Annotated in this window: 22 protein-coding genes; 12 read left to right on the forward strand and 10 right to left on the reverse strand. The window is 55.5% G+C overall.

Going from position 1 to position 24399, the window contains the following annotated elements; genetic code table 11:
* The first annotated feature begins 197 nt into the window (after positions 1-197).
* Both KBY90_RS03985 and KBY90_RS03990 read left to right on the forward strand, forming a co-directional pair.
* Positions 198-602 (forward strand): hypothetical protein, encoded by a 405-nt coding sequence (locus KBY90_RS03985; protein ID WP_254967181.1) that lies wholly within the window; start codon positions 198-200, stop codon positions 600-602.
* Positions 599-1876, forward strand: coding sequence for a CHAT domain-containing protein (locus tag KBY90_RS03990; RefSeq protein ID WP_254967182.1), 1278 nt, complete (start codon positions 599-601; stop codon positions 1874-1876). The genes KBY90_RS03985 and KBY90_RS03990 overlap by 4 nt, the downstream gene beginning before the upstream one ends.
* Positions 1877-2595: 719 nt before the next feature.
* Here the strand turns inward: KBY90_RS03990 and KBY90_RS03995 are convergent.
* Positions 2596-4455: a CHASE2 domain-containing protein gene (locus KBY90_RS03995; protein WP_254967183.1), complete on the reverse strand. Its 1860-nt coding sequence runs from the start codon at positions 4453-4455 to the stop codon at positions 2596-2598.
* A gap of 429 nt (positions 4456-4884) precedes the next feature.
* Complete coding sequence (locus KBY90_RS04000; protein WP_254967184.1) at positions 4885-6633, reverse strand: FAD-dependent oxidoreductase; 1749 nt, start codon at positions 6631-6633, stop codon at positions 4885-4887.
* A gap of 417 nt (positions 6634-7050) precedes the next feature.
* Between KBY90_RS04000 and KBY90_RS04005 the strand changes: the two genes are divergently transcribed.
* Positions 7051-8220 carry an aldo/keto reductase gene (locus tag KBY90_RS04005; RefSeq protein ID WP_254967185.1) on the forward strand — a complete coding sequence of 390 codons (1170 nt, stop codon included), beginning with the start codon at positions 7051-7053 and terminating at the stop codon, positions 8218-8220.
* A gap of 89 nt (positions 8221-8309) precedes the next feature.
* Here KBY90_RS04005 and KBY90_RS04010 read toward each other — a convergent pair whose 3' ends face one another.
* The gene (locus KBY90_RS04010) at positions 8310-9842 is read right to left on the reverse strand and encodes a GMC family oxidoreductase (protein ID WP_254967186.1); all 1533 of its coding nucleotides are present in this window, start codon (positions 9840-9842) and stop codon (positions 8310-8312) included.
* Positions 9843-10019: 177 nt separating this feature from the next.
* On the opposite strand from KBY90_RS04010, the gene KBY90_RS04015 reads away from it, so the two are divergent.
* From KBY90_RS04015 to KBY90_RS04040, 6 genes are all read left to right on the forward strand, one after another.
* Entirely contained in the window at positions 10020-11741 is a 1722-nt protein-coding gene (locus KBY90_RS04015) for a hypothetical protein (RefSeq protein ID WP_254967187.1), read from the forward strand.
* A 342-nt stretch (positions 11742-12083) separates the two neighbouring features.
* On the forward strand, positions 12084-12941 hold the full coding sequence (locus KBY90_RS04020) for a type 1 glutamine amidotransferase domain-containing protein (RefSeq protein WP_254967188.1): 858 nt from the start codon (positions 12084-12086) through the stop codon (positions 12939-12941).
* 9 nt (positions 12942-12950) lie between these two features.
* On the forward strand, positions 12951-14672 hold the full coding sequence (locus tag KBY90_RS15065; protein ID WP_254967189.1) for a thiamine pyrophosphate-binding protein: 1722 nt from the start codon (positions 12951-12953) through the stop codon (positions 14670-14672).
* 70 nt (positions 14673-14742) lie between these two features.
* Positions 14743-15165 (forward strand): hypothetical protein, encoded by a 423-nt coding sequence (locus KBY90_RS04030; RefSeq protein WP_254967190.1) that lies wholly within the window; start codon positions 14743-14745, stop codon positions 15163-15165.
* Between the two features lie 98 nt (positions 15166-15263).
* A complete protein-coding gene (locus KBY90_RS04035; RefSeq protein ID WP_254967191.1) occupies positions 15264-15599 on the forward strand; it encodes a hypothetical protein in 336 nt (111 codons plus the stop codon).
* Between the two features lie 8 nt (positions 15600-15607).
* Entirely contained in the window at positions 15608-16018 is a 411-nt protein-coding gene (locus KBY90_RS04040) for a VOC family protein (RefSeq protein ID WP_254967192.1), read from the forward strand.
* A 74-nt stretch (positions 16019-16092) separates the two neighbouring features.
* Here KBY90_RS04040 and KBY90_RS04045 read toward each other — a convergent pair whose 3' ends face one another.
* On the reverse strand, positions 16093-17373 hold the full coding sequence (locus KBY90_RS04045; RefSeq protein ID WP_254967193.1) for a PP2C family protein-serine/threonine phosphatase: 1281 nt from the start codon (positions 17371-17373) through the stop codon (positions 16093-16095).
* Between the two features lie 1485 nt (positions 17374-18858).
* On the reverse strand, positions 18859-19179 hold the full coding sequence (locus KBY90_RS04050) for a transposase (protein WP_254967194.1): 321 nt from the start codon (positions 19177-19179) through the stop codon (positions 18859-18861).
* Between the two features lie 147 nt (positions 19180-19326).
* Between KBY90_RS04050 and KBY90_RS04055 the strand changes: the two genes are divergently transcribed.
* Positions 19327-20409 carry a nuclear transport factor 2 family protein gene (locus KBY90_RS04055; protein WP_254967195.1) on the forward strand — a complete coding sequence of 361 codons (1083 nt, stop codon included), beginning with the start codon at positions 19327-19329 and terminating at the stop codon, positions 20407-20409.
* 535 nt (positions 20410-20944) lie between these two features.
* Here KBY90_RS04055 and KBY90_RS04060 read toward each other — a convergent pair.
* The 5 genes from KBY90_RS04060 to moaB form a co-directional block, all read right to left on the reverse strand.
* Complete coding sequence (locus KBY90_RS04060; protein ID WP_254967196.1) at positions 20945-21163, reverse strand: hypothetical protein; 219 nt, start codon at positions 21161-21163, stop codon at positions 20945-20947.
* Positions 21164-21421: 258 nt separating this feature from the next.
* A complete protein-coding gene (locus tag KBY90_RS04065) occupies positions 21422-21616 on the reverse strand; it encodes a transposase (RefSeq protein ID WP_254967197.1) in 195 nt (64 codons plus the stop codon).
* 54 nt (positions 21617-21670) lie between these two features.
* Positions 21671-21835 (reverse strand): hypothetical protein, encoded by a 165-nt coding sequence (locus KBY90_RS04070; protein WP_254967198.1) that lies wholly within the window; start codon positions 21833-21835, stop codon positions 21671-21673.
* Positions 21836-22480: 645 nt separating this feature from the next.
* Positions 22481-22693: a hypothetical protein gene (locus KBY90_RS04075; RefSeq protein WP_254967199.1), complete on the reverse strand. Its 213-nt coding sequence runs from the start codon at positions 22691-22693 to the stop codon at positions 22481-22483.
* A gap of 352 nt (positions 22694-23045) precedes the next feature.
* The gene (moaB, locus tag KBY90_RS04080) at positions 23046-23570 is read right to left on the reverse strand and encodes a molybdenum cofactor biosynthesis protein B (RefSeq protein WP_254967200.1); all 525 of its coding nucleotides are present in this window, start codon (positions 23568-23570) and stop codon (positions 23046-23048) included.
* A gap of 52 nt (positions 23571-23622) precedes the next feature.
* Here moaB and KBY90_RS04085 point away from each other — a divergent pair, with 52 nt between their 5' ends.
* Positions 23623-23898, forward strand: a complete 276-nt coding sequence (locus KBY90_RS04085; protein ID WP_254967201.1) for a MoaD/ThiS family protein — start codon at positions 23623-23625, stop codon at positions 23896-23898.
* A gap of 13 nt (positions 23899-23911) precedes the next feature.
* On the forward strand, positions 23912-24373 hold the full coding sequence (locus KBY90_RS04090; protein ID WP_254967202.1) for a molybdenum cofactor biosynthesis protein MoaE: 462 nt from the start codon (positions 23912-23914) through the stop codon (positions 24371-24373).
* Positions 24374-24399: the final 26 nt, after the last annotated feature.

The raw sequence follows: 24399 nt of genomic DNA on the forward strand, positions 1-24399 counted from the left end.
GTCCTGGTCCTGGTCCTGGTCCTGGTCCTGGTCCTGGTCCTGGTCCTGGTCCTGGTCCTGGTCCTGGTCCTGGTCCTGGTCCTGGTCCTGGTCCTGGTCCTGGTCCTGGTCCCGCTCCCCAGCCAGATCCAGACCCCGATCCATCACCGAATCCCGATCCCAGGCCGGAGCTGAAATTTCCCGAAGAGTTCAATCAGTTGAACCAGCCGATCATTCCTCCCTGGGAAACCACCACGGCGTTGTCTGCTTCGGAATCCCGGAGCCGCGATGAGGAGGACGAAGACAGGAAAAGAATTCAGCTGATCGAGAAGCTTGACCTGTCCGATCTTGCCTTCCGTCTCCCCCAGTTGCCCGCGGATACCCCCCAGCGAGACCAGCTCCCGTTGGTGATCGTGGTCGAGGATCTGCTCGGAGACCCTGCCCTTGCTCAGCTGAGAGCCGCAGAACAGGCCCGGAGCCTGGCGCTGCAGAACGGCCTTCCTGAGGTTGAGAGGCCCGAAGAGGCGCCGGATGAGCTTTCGATTGAGGACCTGCGGGTTCGCCTCCAAATGGCACAGGACGCAGTCCGCTCCACGCCTTCGGCGGGAGGGCGACAGCCATGACCGCCTTTCCCCCTTTCCCGATGCTCCTGCGAAGAGCGAACCCGCGCCGACAGACCCGATCACTGGCCCGCATGGTGGTCGTCGTGGCTTCTGCTGCCCTCACACTTTCACCTGCTGGCCTCAGGGCCCAAGCCTTGGGTGGAGCATTCGACCGCAGTGCCTACCGGCCAGCCGTCCTCAGCATCGCCTTCAATGAGGACACCAGCTCCGGCTCTGAAGCGGCCCCCAGAGTGTTTCTGGATCTCACCTTGGTGAGCACGGAGCCCCAGGCCGTCACCCGGCGGGTGCAGATCTCCCGGGATCAGTTTGCTGCGACCTTGCGAGATCTGTATCAGCAACTGGCTGCACAGGCGCCGCTTTCGCCGCAGGATCCTGCCGCTCCGGTGCGTCGCCTGCACGACGCCATGATCGCCCCGATTGAGCCGGTGCTGCGTGAGCAGGGCATCACCACCCTGCTGATCGCTGCAGATCGGGGCCTGCAGGCGCTGCCCTTCGCTGCATTGCATGACGGCAACACCTACTTTGGCCAGCGCTATGCCTTCTCAATCTCACCAGCCCTCCGCTACACCGCTCTGACCCCACCCCAGCCCAGCAGCGGCAGGCTGCTGGCAGCAGGAGCTGAGGTCTTCCCCGGCCTCACACCCCTCCCGCTCGTGCCCCAGGAAATCGATGGCCTTGCCAGAGAGCGTCCCGCCGATGTGTTCCTGAATCGGGCCTTCACCCCCGGCGTGTTGCTGGAAAAGGCGTCAGACCCGCGCTATGACCGGGTGCATGTGGCCACCCATGCCGAGTTCCTGCCTGGAGGTCCCCAGGAAGCCCGTGTGTACACCGGCACAGGATCCATCCCCCTGTCCGACTTTGTCCAGATGCGCGCTCGCCGTGAAGGCCAGCCCCTCGATCTGTTCATCCTCAGTGCCTGTCGTACTGCCGTGGGAGATAAGGACAGCGAGCTTGGTTTTGCCGGGCTGGCTCTCCAGGCTGGCTCCCGCAGCGCTGTGGGCAGCCTTTGGTATGTCGATGACGTGGCGACCTCGGCTTTTTTCGTGCAGTTTTACCGCTACATGGATCAGGGCTACCCCAAGGCCGAGGCCATCCAGGCCACGCGTCGTGACCTCATCCAGGGCAGCATCCGCCTGGAAGGGAACAGGGTGATGGGGAGTGGCCAAGTTCCCCTGCTGACGAATCTCACACTGGCTCAGCAGCAACGGATCCGTACAGGCCTCAGTCATCCATTCTTCTGGGCTGGTATCACGCTGCTTGGCAGTCCCTGGTGACGATTGCGTCTGGCCACTTCGTCTGCCACAGCAGTTACTTCTACTCTTCATGTACAGACCTGCCTCTCCATGCCGACTACTGTCTCGTCGTTGAGCTCCCGCCTCATGAAGCCCCTGCTTGCGGGGCTGTTGCCGCTGCTGGTTGGCGTGCCTGCCTTCGTCGTTGCGGATGCCCCGAGCGCACGCGCCCAGGTCGACCTCCGCTCCACATTCCCAGGTCGGCGCGTGGGGGGGGGCACCAGAGGCGAGTGCAGTGCGCGTCTGATCGTGCATCTGGTGCCCGAGTCCAGTGTCTTTGCTCCTGGTGAGTCCCTCTTGCTCGGATTGCTGGAGGGCCCAACCGCGAACCCCCGACCCCTCCAGCTGAGCTTCCGCCCTCAAGGGACTGAGGCAGGGTCGAGCCAACGCCTCCTGCCTGCTCACCCAGTCTCGGTTGTGCTGCTGCGTGCTCCTGCCATGGATGCTCCAACCGTCTGGGAATCCAGCTACCGCTGTGGAAGCGACGCTGCCCCTTCCCCGAGTTCCGATCCGCTTCAGTTCATCGAGCCTGTGTCGCCTCCGGCCCTCAGCCTCCTCGTTGTAGGCACTGACGATCCCTCATATTCGTCAATCCGAGCAGGCCTCCAGCAGCTCCAGAGCCGTTGTGGAGGGAGCGTTGGCAAATCAGATCTCGCCGCCACGTTCGGCTTGGCCGACCTGCTGACCCCTGACTGGCCCGATCAGCTGCCGGTGCGCTGCCCTTCCTGAAGTTCTGACACCTCAAGAGGCTCTGCCCGTCCTTTGAGGTGAAGGGGCCCCCATGGCAACCATGCCAGTTCCTCGTCCAGCTCGGAGTTGAGCAGGGCCCTGGTGGCTGATGACACCAGGATCCGCACGACACCGGTGTGACGCTCCTTGTCGAAGCTCTCCAAACGAGAGGCGCAGTTCACGGTGTCGCCGATGACAGCGTACTCCAGCCGCTCACTGCTGCCCATGGATCCAGCCAAGACTTCGCCTGAATGGATACCTATCCGAAGCCTGATCTCTGGCAGCCCTTCTGCAGCCAACTCGCGGTTGAGCAGTTTGAGGCCGGCTCGTATCTCCAGCGCAGCTTCGATGGCTGACTGTGCATCGGCTGACGGATCAGAGCTCAGCGGCACACCAAAGACGGCGAGCATGCCATCGCCGGTGAACTTATTGATCATTCCGGAGCGCTTGGTCACCGCGGGTACACAACAGGCAAGACCCCTGTTCAACCAGGCCATCAGAGCTGCCGGCGTCAGCGCTTCAGACACCGTGGTGAAATTGGCTGCGTCGGAGAAGAGAATTGTCACTGGCAACTGGCGTCCTTCAAAGCGGCCCTCTCGCAGCAGTTGATCCCGCTGTTCCCAGAGCTGACGGGCAACCGCTGGAGAGGTGGCCTGGCCCAGCAGACGTTGGATTTGCTGCTCATGCTGCTGACTCGCCGATCCCCGTCGCAACCATCCGGCACCTGCGAGCGCCACCATTGTCACCAGCGGCGTGGTGGTGCTCACCCAGACATGCTGCATCAGCAGGACGACAAGTCCACCGCTGAGGAAGAGTGTGGTGGCCGCTGTCACCAGAACACTTCTGCGCAGGCTGCGGAAGCCCTCTCCAAGTGCGATCCCGAAACCTGCTCCCGCCAGAACCAGCAGGTGGTTCCCCCAGCCGGGCATCAACCATCCCGGAATGTCACGACCGTCCTGCTGTTCAAGCAGTGTTGCCAGCCGCAGGGCATGGATCTCTACGCCGGGCAAGGTCATCTTCTCCTCACCGGCCTGGAAGCGGCTCATGGGCACGAGGAAGAGGTCCTTCAAGGAAGGAGCAGTGCTGCCGATCAACACGATCTTCCCGCGAATGTCGGCTTCGGGAACCTCTCCATCCAGCAGCTGCGAAAGTGAATAAGAGCGAAAACTGCCTGGTTGGCGGAAGATGAGCATACGCTGTATGCCCAGGCCCGCATCTGTTTCATTGTGATATCCACCAGAGTCGGCGCTCAACCATGGACCGGACAGGGCGCCTCGATTCAACAGTCGGCGGAGCTCGGTGTCACCTCGAGCCACCTCCACAAGTCGCAGCGGCAGAGCCACCGTGGCGTCGTCCTGGCCAGTTACATGAACAAGATCACGACGCAGAACGCCATCGCGATCCAGTGACAGGTCATTGTAAGCCTGTCGATTGTAAGGAGTTCCCGGAATTGCCTCAATGGCGCTGGATACGTTGAAAATCGACACCAGGCGCGGATCGCTGCGAAAACGGTTACGCAAGCAGGCCTGATCAACGCCGACTCCCTGATCGCGATACAGGTCGAGGCCAACGGCCAGGGGGCCCGCACCTGTCAGACGGTCCAGACCACGACAGAGCAGGGCATCGTCGACAGGCCAGCCCAACCGACGAATATCTGATTCTTCGATCCTGATGATGGTGATAGGCTGAGCAAGCCCCGAGGTCGCAGGCCGAACAGTTGTGATCAGGTCATAGAGCAGTAGATTGAGAGTCTGTGAGATGCCCGAAAAGTGCAAGCCGGCCACAACGGCCACGGCACCCAAATAGGGTGAGAGACCTTTCAGAATCAACACCAGCCGATCTCTTCGCTGTCGCCAGATTGCCGGTGCCCGTGATTTTACCGCAGACATGTCTGGCATTTTTCGTTTAATGGCGAGTTTGGAAGAACCGTGGGGGCTGGCTACAGGTCGAGCTTGGCCGTGGGTCCCTGCTCAATTGACAGGTAGAAGGGATGTTGCGATCGGATAGAGACTCAAGAGTGAATCAAGATAGTCGTCTCTACGGCAGAGCACCCATCTCGGCTGAACATTGCTGCCCCATGGGATAAGCTGGCTGTGCGATTGATGTAGATAGCTCAATAAAAACAGGGTGCGGATGATCAAGTTCCGGAAAGGGTAAGTGACTTGCCAAGGAGATCGTGCAGCGAAATCGGTGACCCAGGTCGAGGGTTGGAGCTCCGCTGAAGACGTCAGACCGCTGCAGACTATCCTCAATAGCAAGCCCTAAGAGACATGGACCAGTTCAGCCAACACGGCATGAACATGGCTTACAGATAATGCTCCTTGGCCAACAGCCGTGGCTACTCGTTTCGTAGAACCTGATTGAACATCACCGATCGCAAACACTCCAGGAACACTGGATTCGAGGAGCATGGGGGCACGGTCGTTGCCTGTCCTGGCGCCGGTTCGCCAGGATCCCGAAGCCTCGGCATCTGCTCCTGTAAGAATAAAACCCTTCTCATCAGTAGCCAGTACGCCAGAAAGCCAGTCGGTGTTGGGCTTTGCTCCGATCATCAGGAATACATGCCGAACTGGCAGTGTTTCACTTGCACCTGTCTGAATGTTCTCCCACGTCACTTGCTCAAGATGGCGGCCACCAGACAAAGCAGTAATCTCTGTATAGGGATGTACTGTGATCCTGTCCGATGAATTAATGCGATCAATGAGGTAGTTCGACATTGTCTCCACCAAGCTCGGACGCCGGATGAGCAAGTGGACATGCTTTGCTTTGGATGAGAGGAAAACAGCAGCCTGGCCAGCAGAATTACCTCCCCCGACGACAATCACTTCTTGATTAGTGCAGATATCACCTTCTAACGCAGTGGCAGCGTAATATACTCCACTGTTGTCGAACTCTCGACTGTTGTCAACAGAGAGAGTACGGTATGTCGCTCCTGTTGCGACAACCACTGTACGCGCTTTCAAGGATTGGTAGGAGCCTTCGCCACGCTTCAAAGTGACTGTATGAAGCTCAGGCCCAGGTGTCAGAGATTCTGCCTCAATTGGCAGCGCAATTGTGGCACCAAATTTCATCGCCTGAACTTGGGCGCGCCCAGCTAGCGCCTGACCGGAAATGCCCGTCGGAAAGCCCAAATAGTTTTCGATTTTGGAGCTGGTGCTGGCTTGACCACCGGGAGCTTCCCCTTCAATGAGGATGGTTCTGAGTCCCTCGGATGCGGCATAGACAGCTGCAGAGAGCCCGGCAGGCCCTCCTCCGACGATGGCTACATCATAAGGAGTGGAACAGTCAAAGTCCTCTACAAGGCCGAGAGCCTTTGCCAGAACATGATTGGCAGGGGAATACAGAACTTCTTCATTCAGGTTAATAATTACTGCTGGCAACTTCTCGATAACCAGCTGATGTCGCTCAATAACTTCAGCAAAGCCCTGGCAACTCGGGTCCAGCAACCTCACTGGATAGCCATTGCGCCTCAGGAACCTCTCAATCCGAATCGCATCCGCGCTGCGCTCCTTGTCTACAAGTGCGACGCCACCTTGTTCATGAGAAATAAATGCAGTTCTTCTAAGGATGAATGCGCGGATAATTACCTCTCCGATATCCGGCTCGGCGGTGATCAGCCTCCGAAAGTCTGCTGGAGCAATGCGAATTAACGTAGCACCTTCACTGCTCACACGCCCAGAGACAAGAATCTGGCGCTTGTTGAAGAGGTCAAGCTCGCCTGTGAAATTTGACTCGCGATGAACGGTGATCACACGTTCACCTTGGGATGACGTCTCGAAAATCTCGATAGCCCCTGCTTCAACAATATAGAAGTCTACACACGAATCCCCTCGTTCAAAAAGTAGTGTTCCGCCATGGAAGTCAGCTGTAATCCCAAACTCACGACATCGTTGGATTTGATTCTCTGTCAGTCGAGGAAAGATCTGGTGCTCTCTGCGATAGGGATCGTTGGGATCCAGCACACTAGTTGGAATGGTGTCACCCACTACAGGCTCAAAGGGCTGGTTCACAGATCGGTTAGAGCTCGGACCAGTGTACGACGCCTTCCTATCCAGGTCTTGCAAGAACTACGAGTGCTTTGACCACCTGGGGCAAGCTTCGTTGGCCTGGAGCAGGACCTTACATAGCTGCTTGGATCTCCAGTCATCCTCAAGAGTGACGACAACTTGAGAATGATGCATTCCACTCTGACTAATGTTCGCAACTCTAGACTACTACTATTGGCTGCGCAACCGTGGTCAGAATGCCTGTGCACGGTCCATGTGCGAATCAACTGGTGCTCCCGGCTGCTGCAGGCTGATCGCCGCTAGATTTGGAACTCCCGCTCAGAGCAATCCTCCCGCTGAGAGCTCAATAACCCAAGTTGCAGCGAACCTTCCAAGTGACTAGTCTAGGCCTGTTGGCTGCAGGTCTGAACATTCAAACCAATGAAATACCATCTTCTCGGTCGTTCCGGTTTAAGGGTCTCTGAACTGGGTCTTGGCTGCGGCACAATCGGTACCAATTGGGGCCCATTAGGTTCGGATCGAACCGAATCATTCAAGATTCTGGAGGGATTTGCTGCGGCAGGTGGCAACTTTCTGGATACATCAAATCGCTACCAAGAGTCCCAGTCAGAACAATGGCTGGGCGAGTTTGTCCGGTCGGATCGTGATCGCTTTGTCATTGGGACAAAGTTTAGTCTTGGTGATGGTGCCTCAGACTTTAATGGGCTGGGTAAAGCCACGAATCAAGCTGACCCCAACAATCGCGGAAACCACCGCAAGAATTTGAGGCGTTCAGTGGAGGGTAGCCTGCGGAGACTGCAAACAGACTATATCGACTTGCTCTGGCTTCATATTTGGGATTATACAACTCCAGTTGATGAGCTCGTTCAGAGCATTAATGATCTAATCCAGTCAGGGAAGATCTTATATGCAGGCCTCTCTAGCGTTCCGGCTTGGGAAGTTGCACGTCTGAATGCCTATGCGGACTTTCATGCCCTTTCCCCGTTCATTGCATTGCAGAATGAATGGAGTCTGGTTGAGCGATCTCAGGAGCCTGAATATGTCCCGATGTGCAAGGCTTTGGATCTTGGAATCGTCAGTTGGTCTCCCTTGGGCGGCGGAATTGTCTCTGGGAAATACAATCGTAAGCCGTTACCGCAAGGGATGCCGCACCGCCTTGTTCCTCATGTCGAAGATCAAAGCCAGTTCTGGTACCCCTGTACACAGCGAAATCTCTCGATCATTGAGCAGCTTTTACCTCGCTTTGACCAAATTGGCGAACCGCCAACGGCTATCGCATTACGCTGGCTGATGCAGCAGGAGGAATTGGTTACGATTCCCATTTTTTCTGTGAGGACTTACGATCAATTGCAGGAAGCACTTAGGGCTTCAGAATTTGAACTTAGCAAGCAGGACATGGATTTTATTGAACTAAAGACTAGGCCTGCCATTGCCCCCCCGCTGCCTGAGTATGGGCCTTATCCATATCCCATGCTTGAGTACGGTAGCCCGGCCCTTCCGAGCTTCTACTCACGTGCATTGCTCTATGGCGAGACCGAATCAATGATTGTCAATCATCGTAACTCTAAGGCCTATAAGTATCATCCTTGACCAGAGCAGATCTGGGGGCGGCCTTGGTATTTGAGCGCTTAGCGACTCAGATCCAGGACGGTTGTTAGAACCTTCTAGGTTCTTCACCATCAACTGATCTGGGAGGCAATGCTTTGAGAGGCGATTGCAGCCATTGCGAAAATTGCTGCCTGGGGATTTCCGCTCGGTAGTGTCGGCAGTATCGATGCATCAGCAACGAACAGGTTGTCCGTTCCCCGAACCCTGAAACCAGGAGTGCAGGCACTACCATTTGGATCTGCCCCCATTGCACAGGATCCGACAGGGTGCCAAACAGTTTGGGCGTATCGTTTGAGAAATGTTGCAGATTCAAGTGAGCCGGGACACAATTCTTGGCTGCAATAGGGTTTTAGTGCAGCTGTCTTGGCCAGTTCTCGAACCAGTTCAACTCCGCGAACATAAACTTCAAGATCGATGGGGTTGCTCAGATATGCGGGGTCAATGCCGAAGCCATGTTCTACCGTTGGCCCCAGAGGGTAAACAGATCCTTTACTCAATGGTCTTGCAAGTATAGGCACGAATATGACAGTGTGCTCTGGTGGTGGGGATGGTAAGAACTCTGGGGGAATAAACCCATCGATTCCAGCCGAGAAGTTAATCTGGAGATCAGCTTCGGGGCGATCGACAAGGCCTGAGCTGGTAAATAGTGCTGCTTCACAGAGAAACTCTGTGTTCCCCGGATTTACGTTGGACTTGAAGGCAACCATGGCGCGCATGTGATCACTAAGACCGACACCAATGCGACTATTAGGAATGACACAAGGAATTGATGCCGCCTCAAGCCTGTTTGGATCACCAATTCCAGATGTCATTAGCAATGCAGGTGTTTGAAATGCACCGGCCGCAATGATTACGGTATCGGCATTTACTTCCCTGCCATCGGCAATGCATACTCTGCCAACACGGTTCCCTTCAAGCACTAGACTACGCACTTCTGCTCCTAGCAGAAGTGTCAGATTTTTCGGAAGTGGCTCTTGAAGAAAAGCATGAGCCATGCTACACCGCATACCATTTGCTGCAAGGTTTAGCTGCATTAAACCTACAGCGTCCAGTTGCTGCTGACCGTTGAAATCATCTCGTCGAAAACCTGCCTGACACGCACCGTCGATAAAGGCAAGGGCTGAGGCACTTGGATTCGGCGTTTGACGGATTGTGATGGGACCAGACATTCCTCGTGTAGAAGGAGCGAATCCATCACCAACACAGGCTTCTAGATCGTGATATTGAGCTTGATAGCGGGATGGTGCCCAAGCTGGATGAAGTCCTGATAGTTGATGCCATTCCTCAACAACTGCAATATCACCATGCACATACATCATTGCGTTAACTGATGTCCCCCCACCTAGAACCTTGCCTTGCATCAGGGGAATGGTGCGCCCTTCCAGCCCTGGCTGTGGCACACTTTGTAGTGGCCAGTTCGACTCAGGCGCCCAGGTTTGGATGACGCTGGCCAGGCTTGCTTCTTGGAATGGTGAACGGCGTCCCTCCATGCCAGCTTCTAGCAATGCCACCGCAGCTCCTGAGCATTGCTCGGCAAGACGACGAGCCAAGATACATCCAGCTCCGCCACCACCAATGATTACAATATCGAAATGATCAGTCATGACGAGATCTCCTACTTGGTGTACACGTCCATACGTAGGCTAGACGGGCTTCTCACTATGGGCAACCCTCGGACACAGAGTCGGCAATGAGCTTGGACCTGACCTCAAGCTGACAAGGCAGCATATGCCGCGACATGTTGCGGAACCTAGAGCAGATCTGGCATTCTGATGGCAATAGTGGTTACTCTGAACTATACTTCCTTATTATTAGTCTTTCCAAGCGTGTTGAACTTCCCGCTGCTTAACTCCAACCAGTTATTTACTACTGGCATTCATACCGTATCGGTTCTTGGCACGCTTCACAATCATCGCAACCGCTGGAATCCTTTCCATATCGAAAATGTGATGCAGCGCGAGGGGAATTCTCGGGTCTGGATGCGGTGGTTTAATCTGCACTCTAAGGGAGGACGCCATCAAGATGGGATCTATAATCTAAGGTTTATCATCAACTATAATCCGAGGCGCACTCTTAAGCTGATCGAGTGGAACGTTTCACCCGAGCTCCTAATAGCATCGCTACGCGAGAGTTCCCTAGGTGATACTGGAGGCAACCTCACCCTGCATGTTCTGCAATCCTGTAGTGTCTGCGTTCGTGTGGACCCAGAAGCGGGTGAAGCCAGCTTTACAAGCGATACACCTGCGTCCCTTTCCCCTATTGCGCAAGCTGTCAGCTTCCAATTGAATGGCTTTGTATGGGATGACGTTGATATGTTCTTAAAGTTCGATGAGCGTGCTCCTTGCCGATCTTTCAGGCGAGTAGCTGAGAACTTTTGGGAGTTGGCTGTTCCGTTGCGCCGTGATGGTGGAATAGATTTTCGTCGAGATGGAGTTTATCAGTTTCTCATTTCCTGTAATGGGGACGAAGATCAAGGACTTTCTGCCTTGAATCGACCCACAACCGCGCATGATCTACACCTCATAGAAGGTAGTGGATTTGGTAGCAGCCATGGGACTGCTCGTCACTCAGCTCCTACGATCAAAGTAGAAAAGAACTGTTTATATATATTTAGCCTTAAGAAAGAACCCCAAGGTTATCGGCTGTGGATCCGAGACTCCGATGGCTACAACGTACCATTTTTAAACCACTCTTCATTGAGTATTCAGTTGCTCGGAACTATTTTTTCTGAGCATGGTTTTGACCCCAGTCACCCTCAAGCGACGATGCAGCCTGATGCCAGCGGAATGGCATTCGAAACTTGCTTATCGATTGGCCCAGGAGCATACTCAATTAACTTTGCCATTGCTCACGAGCTATTTCTTGACACAATGGGCCTTGGGTGTTGGCTGGAGTATGATGGATATGGCCTGCGAGGAATAGCTTGGCACGGTAAACCCAACGAAGTGAATATTGGATTTCATGTGCGCAAAGCAGGGCATTATCGCTTTCGCTACGATTGTAGTTGTGATCAATTCACAATTGAACCTGTTGCTCCTGAACACCAGAAGCCTGGCATTCTGGAGCCCATTTTGGGCATTGAGACACTTTCTTTGGTGGGTAGCTTTGCGCCACCTCTTGAGAGTTGGTCTACTGATTCAGCCAACAACATCATGGCCTGTCTTGGAGGCTGTCGCTTCGAGAAGCTTGTATATTTAGAGTCCTCTTGTTCCTATGAGTTCAAGTTTGTTGCTAATCGCAGCAATTGGCATATTGTTTTTGCTGACTATGAGCTAGATGGATACGGGATGTCATATGAGAGCCCCATCAATCCCAGCCCTTTTGATAGTCGGCTATGTGATCTAAGGCGCTATGGCCAGTTGACTACCCATGGCAATCCCCCTCCGATTCGCTATCGTCCTAAGCAAACAGGAATGCACCGTTTCTGTGTGGATCTCAACACAGGTGCGTACAGTGTTCAGCCTGCACTGGCCCCCGTGGGCTGCCCCAGCAGCCCAGAGTAAGGTTCAATCGTAAAGAAATGTATGAGTATGCGCTACTGCCACCAGGCTCTGTTTAAGAAGAAGCCAGAGGCCCTATTTGGATCCTCATCTCTTGCAAATCTCTTGCAAATCGTCTTGCAAATCGACTCGCCATGTCTTAGGCATCTAGCTCTGACTCTGATCTCTAGAATTCGCTCTAAACCTAATTATTGTGCTTGCACTCACTATTTCTACTTAAAGCCAGCAGATCTTGCTTCCCTAGTCGACCCAAAGCGCTGGATGTAAGAGCCATCTGTTGAATCTAACAACATGGTTTCCATGTTGTTGCTTAACACTTCTGTCCCTCACGTCCCTCTAGACTCCATGGCCAAAAAGATTCTTGTTGTACTCTCTGAATGGGGTTACTGGGGCGAGGAGCTCGTCGGTCCCTATGACGTCCTCAAGGCAGCTGGTTACAGCTTCGACTTCATGACACCCAAGGGTCGTAAGCCACCTGCCTTACCGCCAAGCATGGATGAGAGCTATATGGACCCACCACTTGGTAAGTGTGTCACCACTTCTCATTTTGCTAGGCGCACACAAGAAATCGATGGCTCGGAATTACTAAGCAACCCCATAAGTCTAGAGGATGTCCTGCCACAAATGCCCTATTTCAATAGTGAGAACTTTGGTCATGAGTTAGAGCGCTTCTATGCTATTCGGGAGGAGTTCTGGAAGCTGTATGTAGATGAATATGATGCGTTATTGTTGCCAGGCGGCAGCGGCCCCATGGTTGACATGGTCAACAATGAGAGGCTTCACAATCTTATTCTTGGATATCTTGATAGGGATAAGCTTATAGCTGCTGAGTGCTATTGCGTAACTTGTCTCGCCTTCGCCCGTGACTGGACCGATCGCACAAGCATTATTAACGGCAAGCATGTCACTGGCCATGCTCGTGAGTATGACTACAAGGATGGAACTGGCTTTGCCCAAATGTACGGGTATGATAACCAACCGATGAATACCTCGGCCAATTTTGGTCCACCCTTCTATCCTCTCGAATATATTCTAAGAGACGCTGTTGGTCCAACAGGTAAGTTTCATGGTGGTGTGGGCCACACTCTTTCAACCATTCTTGACTATCCCTTTCTGACGGGTCGCTCAACCCAGGATTCCACTCTTGTTGGGGAATTAATGGTCAAATGTCTTGAGCAGGGTCTTAAGCGCTATGGCTGGTGAGGCAATTCTGTGAAAGGACACGAAGCAATGCTGCGGCAGTTTGTCGCAAGCAACATCACCTACATGTTTGGCAATCCAGGAACCGTTGAGCAAGGCTTTCTTGACGCGCTGGGGATGGTGCCAGAAATGCGGTACATCTTGACATTGCAAGAGTCAATCGCAGTGTTATGTGCGGATGGATATGCTCGGGCGCGGCGAATGCCGGCTCTGGTTCAGATCCATTCAACGCCTGGTCTCGGCAATGCCATAGGCAACCTATATCAGTCCATGCGCGGCAATGCACCGCTTGTGGTTATCGGAGGTGATGCTGGAATCTGTTACCAGGCCATGGATGCACAGATGGCAGGAGACTTGGTGGCGATGGCAGAGCCGGTCACAAAATGGGCGGCGATGGTCAGTCATCCTTCAAGTCTATTAAGAATGGTGCGCCGAGCTATCAAGATTGCTAGCACTCCGCCCTGCGGTCCAGTCTATCTTTGTGTCCCTCAAGATATTCTCGATACAGAGGTAGAGGAACCACTTCTCCCTGCACATCAGATCTCTCTAGCTTCACTAGCACCCTCGTCGTCCATCCAGGATATTGCTCAAGCCATCTCCAGCTCCCATGATCCGATATTACTCGTAGGCGATGGTGTCGCTTGGAGCGATGCCAACGCAGCAGTGCAACAACTTGCTGAGCTGATAGGCGCAAGAGTCTATATGGCAGATGGCGGGGAGATCAATTTTCCAGAAGATCATCCATTATTTTTTGGAAGCACTGGTCATATGTTCGGCCAATCCAGTTTGCCGATAACACGGGATTCTGACTGCATTATTGCTATTGGATGCTATTTGCTTCCTGAAGTGTTTCCGCATTTGGGCGACATATTCTCGGCTGGAGCAACAGTTATTCACATCGACAGCAACCCTGCCAACATTGCCAAAAACCATAGGGTTGATCTTTCAGTTCTGGGTGATCCAAAGGGCTTAGTCGGTCAGCTAATCGGGGTATTGCAATCGATGCCGATAGAAGCTCGTGATAGATTCATCCGTCTTCGAGACTCGAACGAGTCGCGGCGAGCCACTATTGATGACCGTATACAAGAACTTTATGGGCTTAGAGATGAAATCTCTGACAGTGCCTATGATGGCGAGACTGTCTTCATGTCTTCAGGAGCATTCTTCTCGCAGCTCTCATCTCAGCTCCCTCCTAACTCCATTATCTTTGATGAAGCACTGACCAATTCCCCTCCAATATCAAAATATCTTCCCGGACGACACTTTGGCGACAAGCACTGGACACGAGGAGGGTCCTTAGGTACTGGATTTCCTGGCGCCATTGGAATTAAACTTGCTCACCCTGAACGTGAGGTGATTGGCATTTCAGGCGATGGCGGTAGCATGTATACTATCCAAGCGCTGTGGACAGCAGCTCGGCACAATATAGCCGCCAAGTTTGTGGTTTGTCAAAATCGATCCTACCGTTTGCTGCAGGCAAATATTCAACAGTTCTGGAACGAACGAAATATAGAACCACACGACTACCCCTTATGCTTTGATCTCTCCAGGCCTGAAATTTCATTTGAAGATGCTGCTTCTTCTATGGGTGTAAAGGGTGAACGTGTTTGGAAACCCTCACAGATCAATGCCGCAATTGAGCGAATGCTTAATTCCACTGAGCCCTATTTGATTAATCTCGTCTTAGAAGGTGACGTGCACCCCGATTTAATTGGTGTCCACTGTGGCCAGTGATCACCACTCTTGACTCATTGTTCAGCATAATTCTTGCTTTTCCGTAACTGCTCTTTGAGAGACTGTCCTCATGTTTACCCATCCTGAAATCTGGTCCTTCGCCAGTGCTTGGTACCAACTTCTTGATATACATGCACCACTTGAATGCTTTCGCCCATTGCTGACAGACGACGTTCAGCTTGTATTCCCAGAGGCTACAGTCACAGGCTTTGACGGCTACGCAGAATGGTACAACAAGGTAGTAAACATCTTCTTTGATGAAGTCCATACTCTTAAGGTGGCTGACATTGAATCTGTTGACGACGATGAATGTACTGTTCATGTAGTTGTCAACTGGCAGGCCAGCGTATGGGATCCTCCGGCAGCAACAAGCACTCGCTTGATGATGGATGCCGATCAGACTTGGCGCATCAGGCGTCTTGACGACCGTCTTGTCGTAGTTCAGTATGTTGTAAATGGCATGACCTACATGCCTGGATCATGTAAGCTCTGAAACTCGGACTTAATCTCGTACCATTGAATTTGACAACAATGAACAATGTACCAGCTACAAAGCTCGGCGATATGTATCGAGAACATATACAATATATCTTGGACAAGGATATTGATGCTTTGCTCGGTCAGTACGCTGAAGACGCGCTTCTTATTTCTAGTTTTGAGCGCGAACCCAAGTATTTCAGAGGCCAAAAGCAGTTGTCAGAACACTTCAAAGGCATTCTAGGAATTGAAGGCTTGGAAACAGATATAGCCTTCTGGGCAGAGACTGAAAATCCATGCACTCTCATGATCGTCGAGGCAATTACTCTTCAAACTCCTGATGGTATAGCCCACATGCGTTTTGCTGATAGCTGGGTTCTTGATGAAGACGGTCGCATCAAGATCCACTTTGCTGGGATGACCCAGTATCCTGACGGAACCGTTGCCTGAGATCAATCATGCTCCAAATCATTTCTCAGCTTGCAATCACCTGCAAAGATCAGGAGGCTACAGAGGCTTGGTACTGCAAGAACTTTGGGTTCAGGAGAACCAGGGTTGCTGTTCTCCCAGGTGGAAAGAAAATCGTTTTCCTGAAGATGTCAGACTGTGCCTTCTATCTTGAACTCTTCCAGGCAGAAGAAGAACTTCCTATTCCAGAGGCTATGAATGACGGATATACCTTCCCTGGCTTCCGTCACTTGGCTTTTAAAGTTAACGATGTAGATCAGAAGTTGTCCGAAATCGCAGATGTCGAAATTACGCTCGGCCCTCTGAACTTCGATGACTACATTCCTGGATGGCGCACCGTCTGGATTCGAGATCCGGATGGCCGGATCATTGAAATAAGTCACGGATTTCAAGATGAGTAAGTGCCTTTCTGTAATCGATACCACGTCTAACTGCGCAGGTGTCTTGTAGATCTGCAAGACCCATGACACTGAAGTCATTTCATCCTGCGCAGCACCATAATTGTAATATCATCTGACTGCTCTGCTCGGTTTACAAAGCTTGCAACATCCTCTAGCATCTTTTCGCAAATCTGCCGTGAACTGAGTCCCGTAACATTGCCAAGAACAGATAGTAGGCGCGTATCTCCATATAGCTCTTTTCTACTATTCATGGCCTCGGTCACACCATCTGAGTAAAGAACAAAGGTGTCTCCAAGTTCTAGTTTGCATGATAACGGTGAAAACTCAGCGTCCTCAAACACACCGAGGGGCTGACCTCCGGCAGGCTGCAATTCTGCCTTTCCGTTTTGCTTGATTAATACGGCTTGGCAGTGACCAGCTTGGGCATAATGTATCGTGCTGTTATCTGAATCGTACAGCCCAAGTGCGATGGTTACAAATAGGAATGTTGGATTCTCCGGCCATAGTTGTGCATTGGCTGCCATGAGAAGTTCCATCGGACCCAACCCCTGCCCAGCAATGGCACGAATCATTGTGCGCGATATTGCCATGAAAAGACCTGGGGCAACACCTTTTCCTGATACATCTCCCACAAGGAAATAGAGTCTTCCATCTGGACCGAGGAAGAAGTCATAGAGGTCACCGCTAACCTCCTTTGCGGGGTGAATCACTGCATAGAGGTCTAAACCTCCAATCAGTTCTGGAGAAGGGAAGTCTTTTGGGAGGATCCCCGACTGAATCTCTCGAGCTAAATCGAGGTCTCTCTGTACCTGTGCACGCTCAAGAGCTGCTCGATGTGATTGAATCCTAACGAGTGATGCTGATACTAGGGTTGAGAAATAGTCAATTAGCAGCTCATCATTCCTCGTGAATGCCGGGCGACCTATCGGGTTTAAGAATTCAATTGCACCGATCGCCCTATCGCCATCAAGCAATGGAGCTGCAACAAGTGCGCGTGTCTTCCATCCCGTCTTCTGATCGGCAGCAGAATAGAATCGCTTATCTGTTCTGACATCATCGACACGTATTGTGCACTTTTCAGTCATTGCAGTTCCCACAATGCCTTGACCAGCGGGCATGCGGAACTCCGTCATTGAATCTGCGGTATTTCCATATGCTGAAAGAATCAGGAGCTCGCCGGTAGCCTCGTCAAGCAAAAAGATTGAGCAGGCCTCACATGATATCCAAGGCCTGCTTTCCTCGAGAATCTTTTTCAATAACCCATCCAAATCAGGCTCTCGGATTATGTTTCCGCCCAATGCGAATAATGCGGCGTAGTCGCCTTGTCCGAGAGAGATCTCTGCCTCGTCTTTCATGTATTTTTGACTATAGACGCCCAGTACAGGCCGTAACTCTTCCCATGATACACGATCTCCTTCTCTCATACAATCTTTTAATCCTGCTCCCTGCATGGCTTGATTGGCTTAGATCTTGCTCCTTCGTAATCCGTTGTCGCCACTGTGACTCTGCTCTGCAACAGTTAAAGTCCTCGGCCTCGCTCAATCCTTCCCACTGTCGCCTTGAATCCTCAGCATTTACTGACGATACGGCAGCAATGCTTAACCATTGCTGGTCCCGAGTGAGAACCAGGAGTTCATGAGTTTTCATCTCTAACCCGCAGACTGCATCACTGAAGTCCAGGATGAGGCTGAGACTGCCAACAACTACTCCATCCACATTCGTGATAGCTTCTCGATTTCATTGAGTTCAGGCCAGACTTCACAATCAGTACGCTTCACCTAGTTTGGATCGCTGAGCAAGCAGAAGCCTTGGTTTGTGATCATCACGTGACCGCCCTTCTTGTTTTGCAGGTTTCTGTGGGCTTCTGCAATGCACGTCAATGCCGATTGCTGCCGTTAAGAAGACCCAATGAGGGACTCCGCGAAGCCCATCACTATTCCTTCCAGCCGCCGTTGATCATCTCCGGTGCCACACCTCCTAAGCGTGACGTGACCCCCATAGCTGGTCCAGTTCTTCTGAGAGTTGGTGGGTAGTCAGGCCGCTCTCCATTGCATTCGGCTCTCCAGGGACGTACGCCCATAGAGCGCCGAATACGGTCTGTCGATGTTGTACTCCATCCTGTAATGCTCTGCCAACCGCCTGGCTTCTGGCACTGAGGCGAACAGATCGATAGTCAGGAACTCATCTCAGAAGCGGCTGTTGAAGGACTCCACGAATGGATTCTCTCAGGGTGAACCTGGGTCAATGGAGGCCGCGCCAGAACCGCTGCCTGTGCACGACTCCTGCAAGGCATGGGCAATGAACTCAGGGCCATTGTCCATCCGCAGGTGGGTGGTGGATACAGCTTGAGCAGCTCCTCGATTATGTCGATCACATCCACAGCCCTGCAGCGCTTGCTCACCCGAATGGCCAGGCATACGCGGCTGAATTCATCCACCATGTTCAAGTGCTTAAGCATCCGGCCATCCATCGTCAGGTCAAACTGGAAGTCGATCGCCCACGCGTGGTACGGGTATTGGGCCCGCAGCAACTCCCTTGAGCCGCTGGCGGGGCGGGAGCGCTTGCGCCGGCGCGGCAGGGGCCGCTGCAGCCCTCCAGTTGCAGCCGCTGGTAAAGCAGTCTTCGGCCCCTGCCCACATGGCGCCGGGCCAGCTCGCGGATCCGCCGCCTGAGCTTCTGCTCCTCGATCGCCAACACCGGCACGGGCCGGCGTTGGGTGGTGCGGTTCTGGCCCGCCAGCCGGCAGGCCCGGCGCTGGGACACCCGGAATCGATCCTGCAGGACCACAACGGCCCTGTCGCACCGCGAGGTGCGCTTTGCAGCGCAACGGTGGTCCGGGCTCAGAAGTGTCCCTCGGCCAGCTCCTTGAGCATGGCCCTATCGAGCTCGGCGTCAGCCAGCAAGCGCCTGAGTCTGGTGCTCTCCTGCTCCAGCTCCTTGAGGCGTTTGGCCTCAGTGGCCTTCATGCCGCCGTAGAGCTGCTGCCAGCGGTGATACGTGGGAGCCGACGCCTCCAGCGTCCTGCAGATGTCGGCAACGGTCTGGCCTTGATTGAGGAGCTGCTCAGCGATGCGCAGCTTTCGGATGATCTGCTCGGGGGTGTGCGCTTGCGTTTCATGGGGCTTCTCCTGGCCAGGCCTGGCCGATAGGGAAGCTCTCATAAGGACTGGTTCAGTTTCCGGGGTCCACGTCAAGCGCACGATCTACCTGGACTCAGCAACGACATCACCACTCCTCCGCCAACGGCCAGGATTCCATCCTGACGACAGCTCTGCTACACAATCCTCCGGTGAACATATATTTCCAGAATGTTTCCATCGCTGGCCCATGCAATTATGCTTTTAACTAAAGGTACTGACCTCACTGTTATGTCCGGCTCCGCTGCGTCCTCAACGGTTTCCTCATTCCTTAAATATTACGAACGCTTTTTAGAGTCAAATAGCAAGCAAAGGGAGCAGTCCTCACTCTCAAAAATTAAGGATCTGCTCAGCGGTGGGGCTGAGTGGACCTATTCAGGACAGCCTGGACTCGTTTCTGGGTCGTATGGCAGTTTTCAGGGTCGCAAGAGCATTGCTTCGGCTCTGAAGGCTTTGAAGAGTGAGGTCAAGACCACTTCATTCCAAAGTCAAGAGATCATTGATTCTGCATTTTCTGTAGACTTCACCCAGCCCAACCCCCTTTCCCCTGTAAGAAATAAATTTGCAGTCATTGCCGAGCAAGCGGCGACGACGCGTGGCAAGGGATCAACACTAAAGGGTAGAGACTTTCGTCTAGATTCTGTAATCTATCTGGACGTCAATGGGAAGGGCCGAATCAGAAGTGTCAATGTTGCCAATGACTCCTATCTGATGTCTGAGGCTCTCGTAGGTGGCAAGAAGCAGGTCCCGAATCCTGATATTGACGATATTATTACAGGCAAGCGTGATAGATCAATCACCACAGAAGAGACCTTGGGCGCTGCACTGAGATTCTTTGGTGCATTCGGAGGTGTCCAGAGTGCGGATGATCTGGATGTCCTGACTAAATTCGTGCAGCCAGGTACCGCTGTTAAATTTACTGGAGATCCAAGCATCCTTCCTTTTGCCGACAAGGAAATCCGTACCGGCAAAAGGGCTGTAGTAAATAGCCTCGCGGACATTCTTAATAATAGTGTGCCGCGTATCTTTGACATTCAGGAGGTCTATGCCAAAGGCGACCGCTTCATAGCAAAGACATTCGAGTCCCGCACCGCAGTGCAGACCGGTCGCAACTATGATATCCCTGTCTTGAGCATTGTCTTAACGGCCACTTCAAGAAATGGTGGAAAGGTTGCGTCGCTTGAGTCGATATTTGACAGCTCAATTGCGGCCACTGCTTTTACGGGCTCCTATCCCTTTCCCGTCGCAGCCTAGTTGCCCACAACTAGGCTGTTCTGATGATCAGATTCAAGGCCCCTTACTGGAATGTAAGCGGCCTTGACCTTATTAGCGCCCCAAAACGACACATGGGGAAATTGCTGATTCGTTGGCGTGACCGGCCGTTGATCATACGCCTTGAATTCCTGGATTCCTGGTAAGGGACGCCGTCGGAGAGCTCGCCGCTTCCTTCTTGTGGACATGAACAGCCGACAGGTTGCAATCCTCCGCTGCCGCTTCAAAGTATGGGCGACCAGGGATTACTAGGGATTGCCAGGGATTACTGTGAGCGAGACTGACTCTGGATCGGCGCTTGTGAGGCAGGCTCATCAACCTTTTTTGGCCATATAAGCTTGCTGAACTCATCCTGTCACATCACCACCCCCTGCCAGGGTAGCGGGTAGAGGGGTGATAGCCGAAACTGGATCCTGAGCCATAGCCGACATCAACAGCTGCCCCACCCCAGGGATGCTCAGGGGTGGGGCTTTCCGAGTGAACCGGCATTTTTTGCGACGGCGCTATAAGAGCTTGCTCATGATTTTTGGTCTTGGTTGGTGGGTTGTGGTCTGCTCTTGCCGCTGGTGCGGCTGTTCCTGTTGTTTCTCTTCAGGCCGTCCTGGCAGGCATCGCCCTCACGTGCCCGGACCAATCCGAAGCGGCGCTTCTCCCTCAGCCCGTAGCTGTCGCCGAGGATCGTCACCCCGTGGCTGTGATCCATCCGCCGATCGAGCATTGCCGCAGCCACGCCCACCCACCACCCCTCTGAACATTCCGTCTCACACCCAGACCGGCCGGTTGGAGCTGATCACCACGCCCCCCTACTTGTAACCGCGCCAGATCACTTGGAAGACCGAGCGGCCTGGCTGCGGCTCGAACAGCAGGTGCCTTAGTTCATCGACGATCAGCTGCTTGCACTTCCTGTACTGCGCCAGCCCCACCTCCAGCGCCCTGGTGCTGGTGACGTGACCCCCGTTATCGGTCCAGACAGTATGAGAATGGGTGGATGTTGTCATGCTGGAGTTCCCTGTTGACCTGCCTCCGGGGGCGCAAGCCCCTTGAGTGCCGAATCTGGCCAGAGAGTGTTGTACTCCCAGCGCCAATGATCAGCCAGGATCTGCGCCTCTTTGGTTGTGGTGAACAGCTCGGTGTTGATGAATTCATCCCGGAACCGTCCGTTGAACGACTCGGCAAAGCCATTCCCCACGGTGATCCTGGCTCGATGTAAGGGGTGGTCATCCCACTCCCATCGCACCAGCTCCTACGGAGCTGGTGCGATGAACTCCAGGCAGCCCTTGTCGCTGAGGATGAAGGCCGGTGCCGGGTGGAGGCTGGTGAGCGCATACAGCACCACCACGACATTCTTGGCCTTGCAGCGCCTGCCCACCCGGATCGCCAGGCAGAGGCGGCTGTGCTCGGCGATCACGTTCAGGAACTTGAGTCTGCGGCCATCGGCGGTGGCGCGAACTGGTAGTCCATGGCCCACACCAGGTGGGGATGCTCAGCCCGGCGACGCCGCACTTAGCAGTCGGCGGGGCGGGCCAGCTTGCGCTTCCTGGGGGTGGTGGGCCGCTGCAGGCCCTCCTCCCGCTACAGGAGTTGCACCCGCTTGTGGTGCACCATCCAGCCCTTCCGCCCCAGCAGGTGATGGGCCCATCCCCCGGCCCCAGCGGATGTGATTCGCCGCGATCTCCCGCATGCGATGCCTGAGCCTGGCCTCCTCGATCGAAACGACCTTGCCGGGCTGTCGTTGGGTGCTGCGGTGCTGGCCCACCACCCGGCACACCAGCCGCTCTCAGGCCCGGTAACGCTCCTGCAGGACCACGACGGCCCTGTCGCACCGCGAGGTGCGCCTCACGGAGCACCAAGATCCTTCAGCCTCGCCTGCTCCAGCTACGCCTCCGCCAATCGTCTTCTTGCAGGGCCTGGCGGCCGGGCAGATGCGTGAGGCGTTGGCGGCCCTGGCCCGACACCACCCAGTCCCCACCGGTTCCGCCCAGGGGCTCACCAGCGCGGCAGCGCCAGGCGGTGCCCAGAGCCTCCGCTGGCAGGTAGTGCCCACCGCCCTCGGCTACCAGGCCTCCCCGGTGGGCAAGGGCGAACAGGAGGGCGCCATCGTGATCTGGACCTCCAGCGCAGTACCCCGCAGCGAGAGCTGGGTGCCCGGCGATCTGCGGGCGCCGGAGCGCACCACCTGCAGCATCAGCGCCACCCGGCCGGTGGGCCTGAAACCTTGGGGGCGGAGACCCAGCAGGCCCAAGCCAGCTCTGGCAGCGATCTCCATGGCCGCGACTCTGCTGATCACCGCCGCGGCGAGCTTGCCGCGCCGTTCCCAGGGGGTGGAGCGGGCCCGATCCCTGCCCGACCTCAGCGGACTGGCCTGGGTGGAGGGCGATCTGTTCCTCGGCGTCCAACCGCAACGGCAGGTGGAGCCTCGACGCGCCGATGCCCTGGCCCGTGCCCGTGGACACCGTGGAGGCCACCATCCTTGCCATGGCGGCCGATGCCGATGGCCACCTCTGCAGCATCTCCTCCCACGACTCCGGCAACGACGGCGGAATCCTGCGCCCGCTGCCGGTTCGTCTCACGCCGGATCGGCCTCGCGCCGCCGTGCGCAGCCGCACGGCCGAGCCCCCTCAGGCGGGCGCCTGCGGCCGATCGGGCGACTCCGCCAGCCGCGGCAGCAGCGCCACCAGATTGCAGGGGCGGGTGGTGGCGTCGAGCTGGGCGCGGATCAGCCGGTCCCAGGCCGTTTCCACCGCATCCAGCGATCCGGGCAGCACGAAGACCACCGTGCCGTTGGCCACCCCCGCCAGGCAGCGGCTCTGCAGGCTGCTGGTGCCGATCGTCTCGAACGACAGCACCCGGAACAGTTCGCCGAATCCCTCGATCGTCTTGTCCAGCAGGGGTGCCACGGCCTCGGGGGTGCCGTCGCGGCCGGTGAGGCCGGTGCCGCCGCTGCTGATCACCACCTGCACCGTCGGATCGGCGATCCAGCGGCTCACCTCCGCCCGGATGCGGTAGCGGTCGTCGGGCACGATCCGCCGCTCCGCCAGCGCGTGGCCCGCAGCCTCCAGCCGAGCCTGCAGCGCATCGCCGGAGGGGTCGTCGGCCAGGCTGCGCGTGTCGGACACCGTGAGCAACGCAATCGCCAGCCCCACCGGCCCGCCTCGGCTGACGCCATTGTGGGGGCCGGCACCGCCCCGTGCTGGCATGACCGATCCCTCCCCGAGCCCCGAGCTGCCCCTTCCTGGCGAGCTGCGTGTGCTGCTGTTCGCCGCCCTGCGCGAGCGGGCCGGCTGGCGGGAACGCCACCTCCCGGTGACGGGCGGCATCACGCCGGCCGCGGTGTGGGAGCAGCTGGGGCTGGAGCCCGCCGATGCCGCCGCCACGGTGCGCGTGGCGATCAACCAGCAGTTCGCCACCTGGCACTCGCCCCTGGCCGGCGGCGACGAGCTGGCCTTCCTGCCGCCGATCAGCGGCGGCTGACCTGCGAGCGTTCATGGCCGCCCCGCTGCTCTCGATCGCGCTGGAACCCGGACCCTTCCAGCCGCTGCAGGCCCTGGAGCGCTGGCACGGCCAACTGCGCCACCGGCTGGGCCACCTGCCGGCCGCCGAGAGCAGCTTCGTGGGTCGGGTGCGGCCCCACAGCGGCGCCGGTGTGCCCCTGGCCGCCCTGGAGCTGGAGCACTACCCCGGCATGACCGAAGCCCAGCTGCGGCAGCTGGCCGCCGCGGCCGCCGACAACCCGGAGGTGGCCGCCGTGCTGGTGCGGCACCGGATCGGCCGGGTGCTGCCGGGGGAGCCGATCGTGCTGGTGGCCGTTGCCGCCGACCGCCGCGGCCCGGCCCAGCGCTGCTGCCAGGAGCTGCTGGAAGCCCTCAAACACGAAGCGCCCTTCTGGAAGCGCGAGTGGTTGCTTGATGGCAGCCGCCAGTGGCTGGAGGGCAACACGCCGCTCTGATCAGGCGCGGCAAACCGCGCCGCCGG

It is taken from the genome of Cyanobium sp. CH-040 (genome assembly GCF_024346135.1).
Lineage (GTDB): Bacteria > Cyanobacteriota > Cyanobacteriia > PCC-6307 > Cyanobiaceae > NIES-981.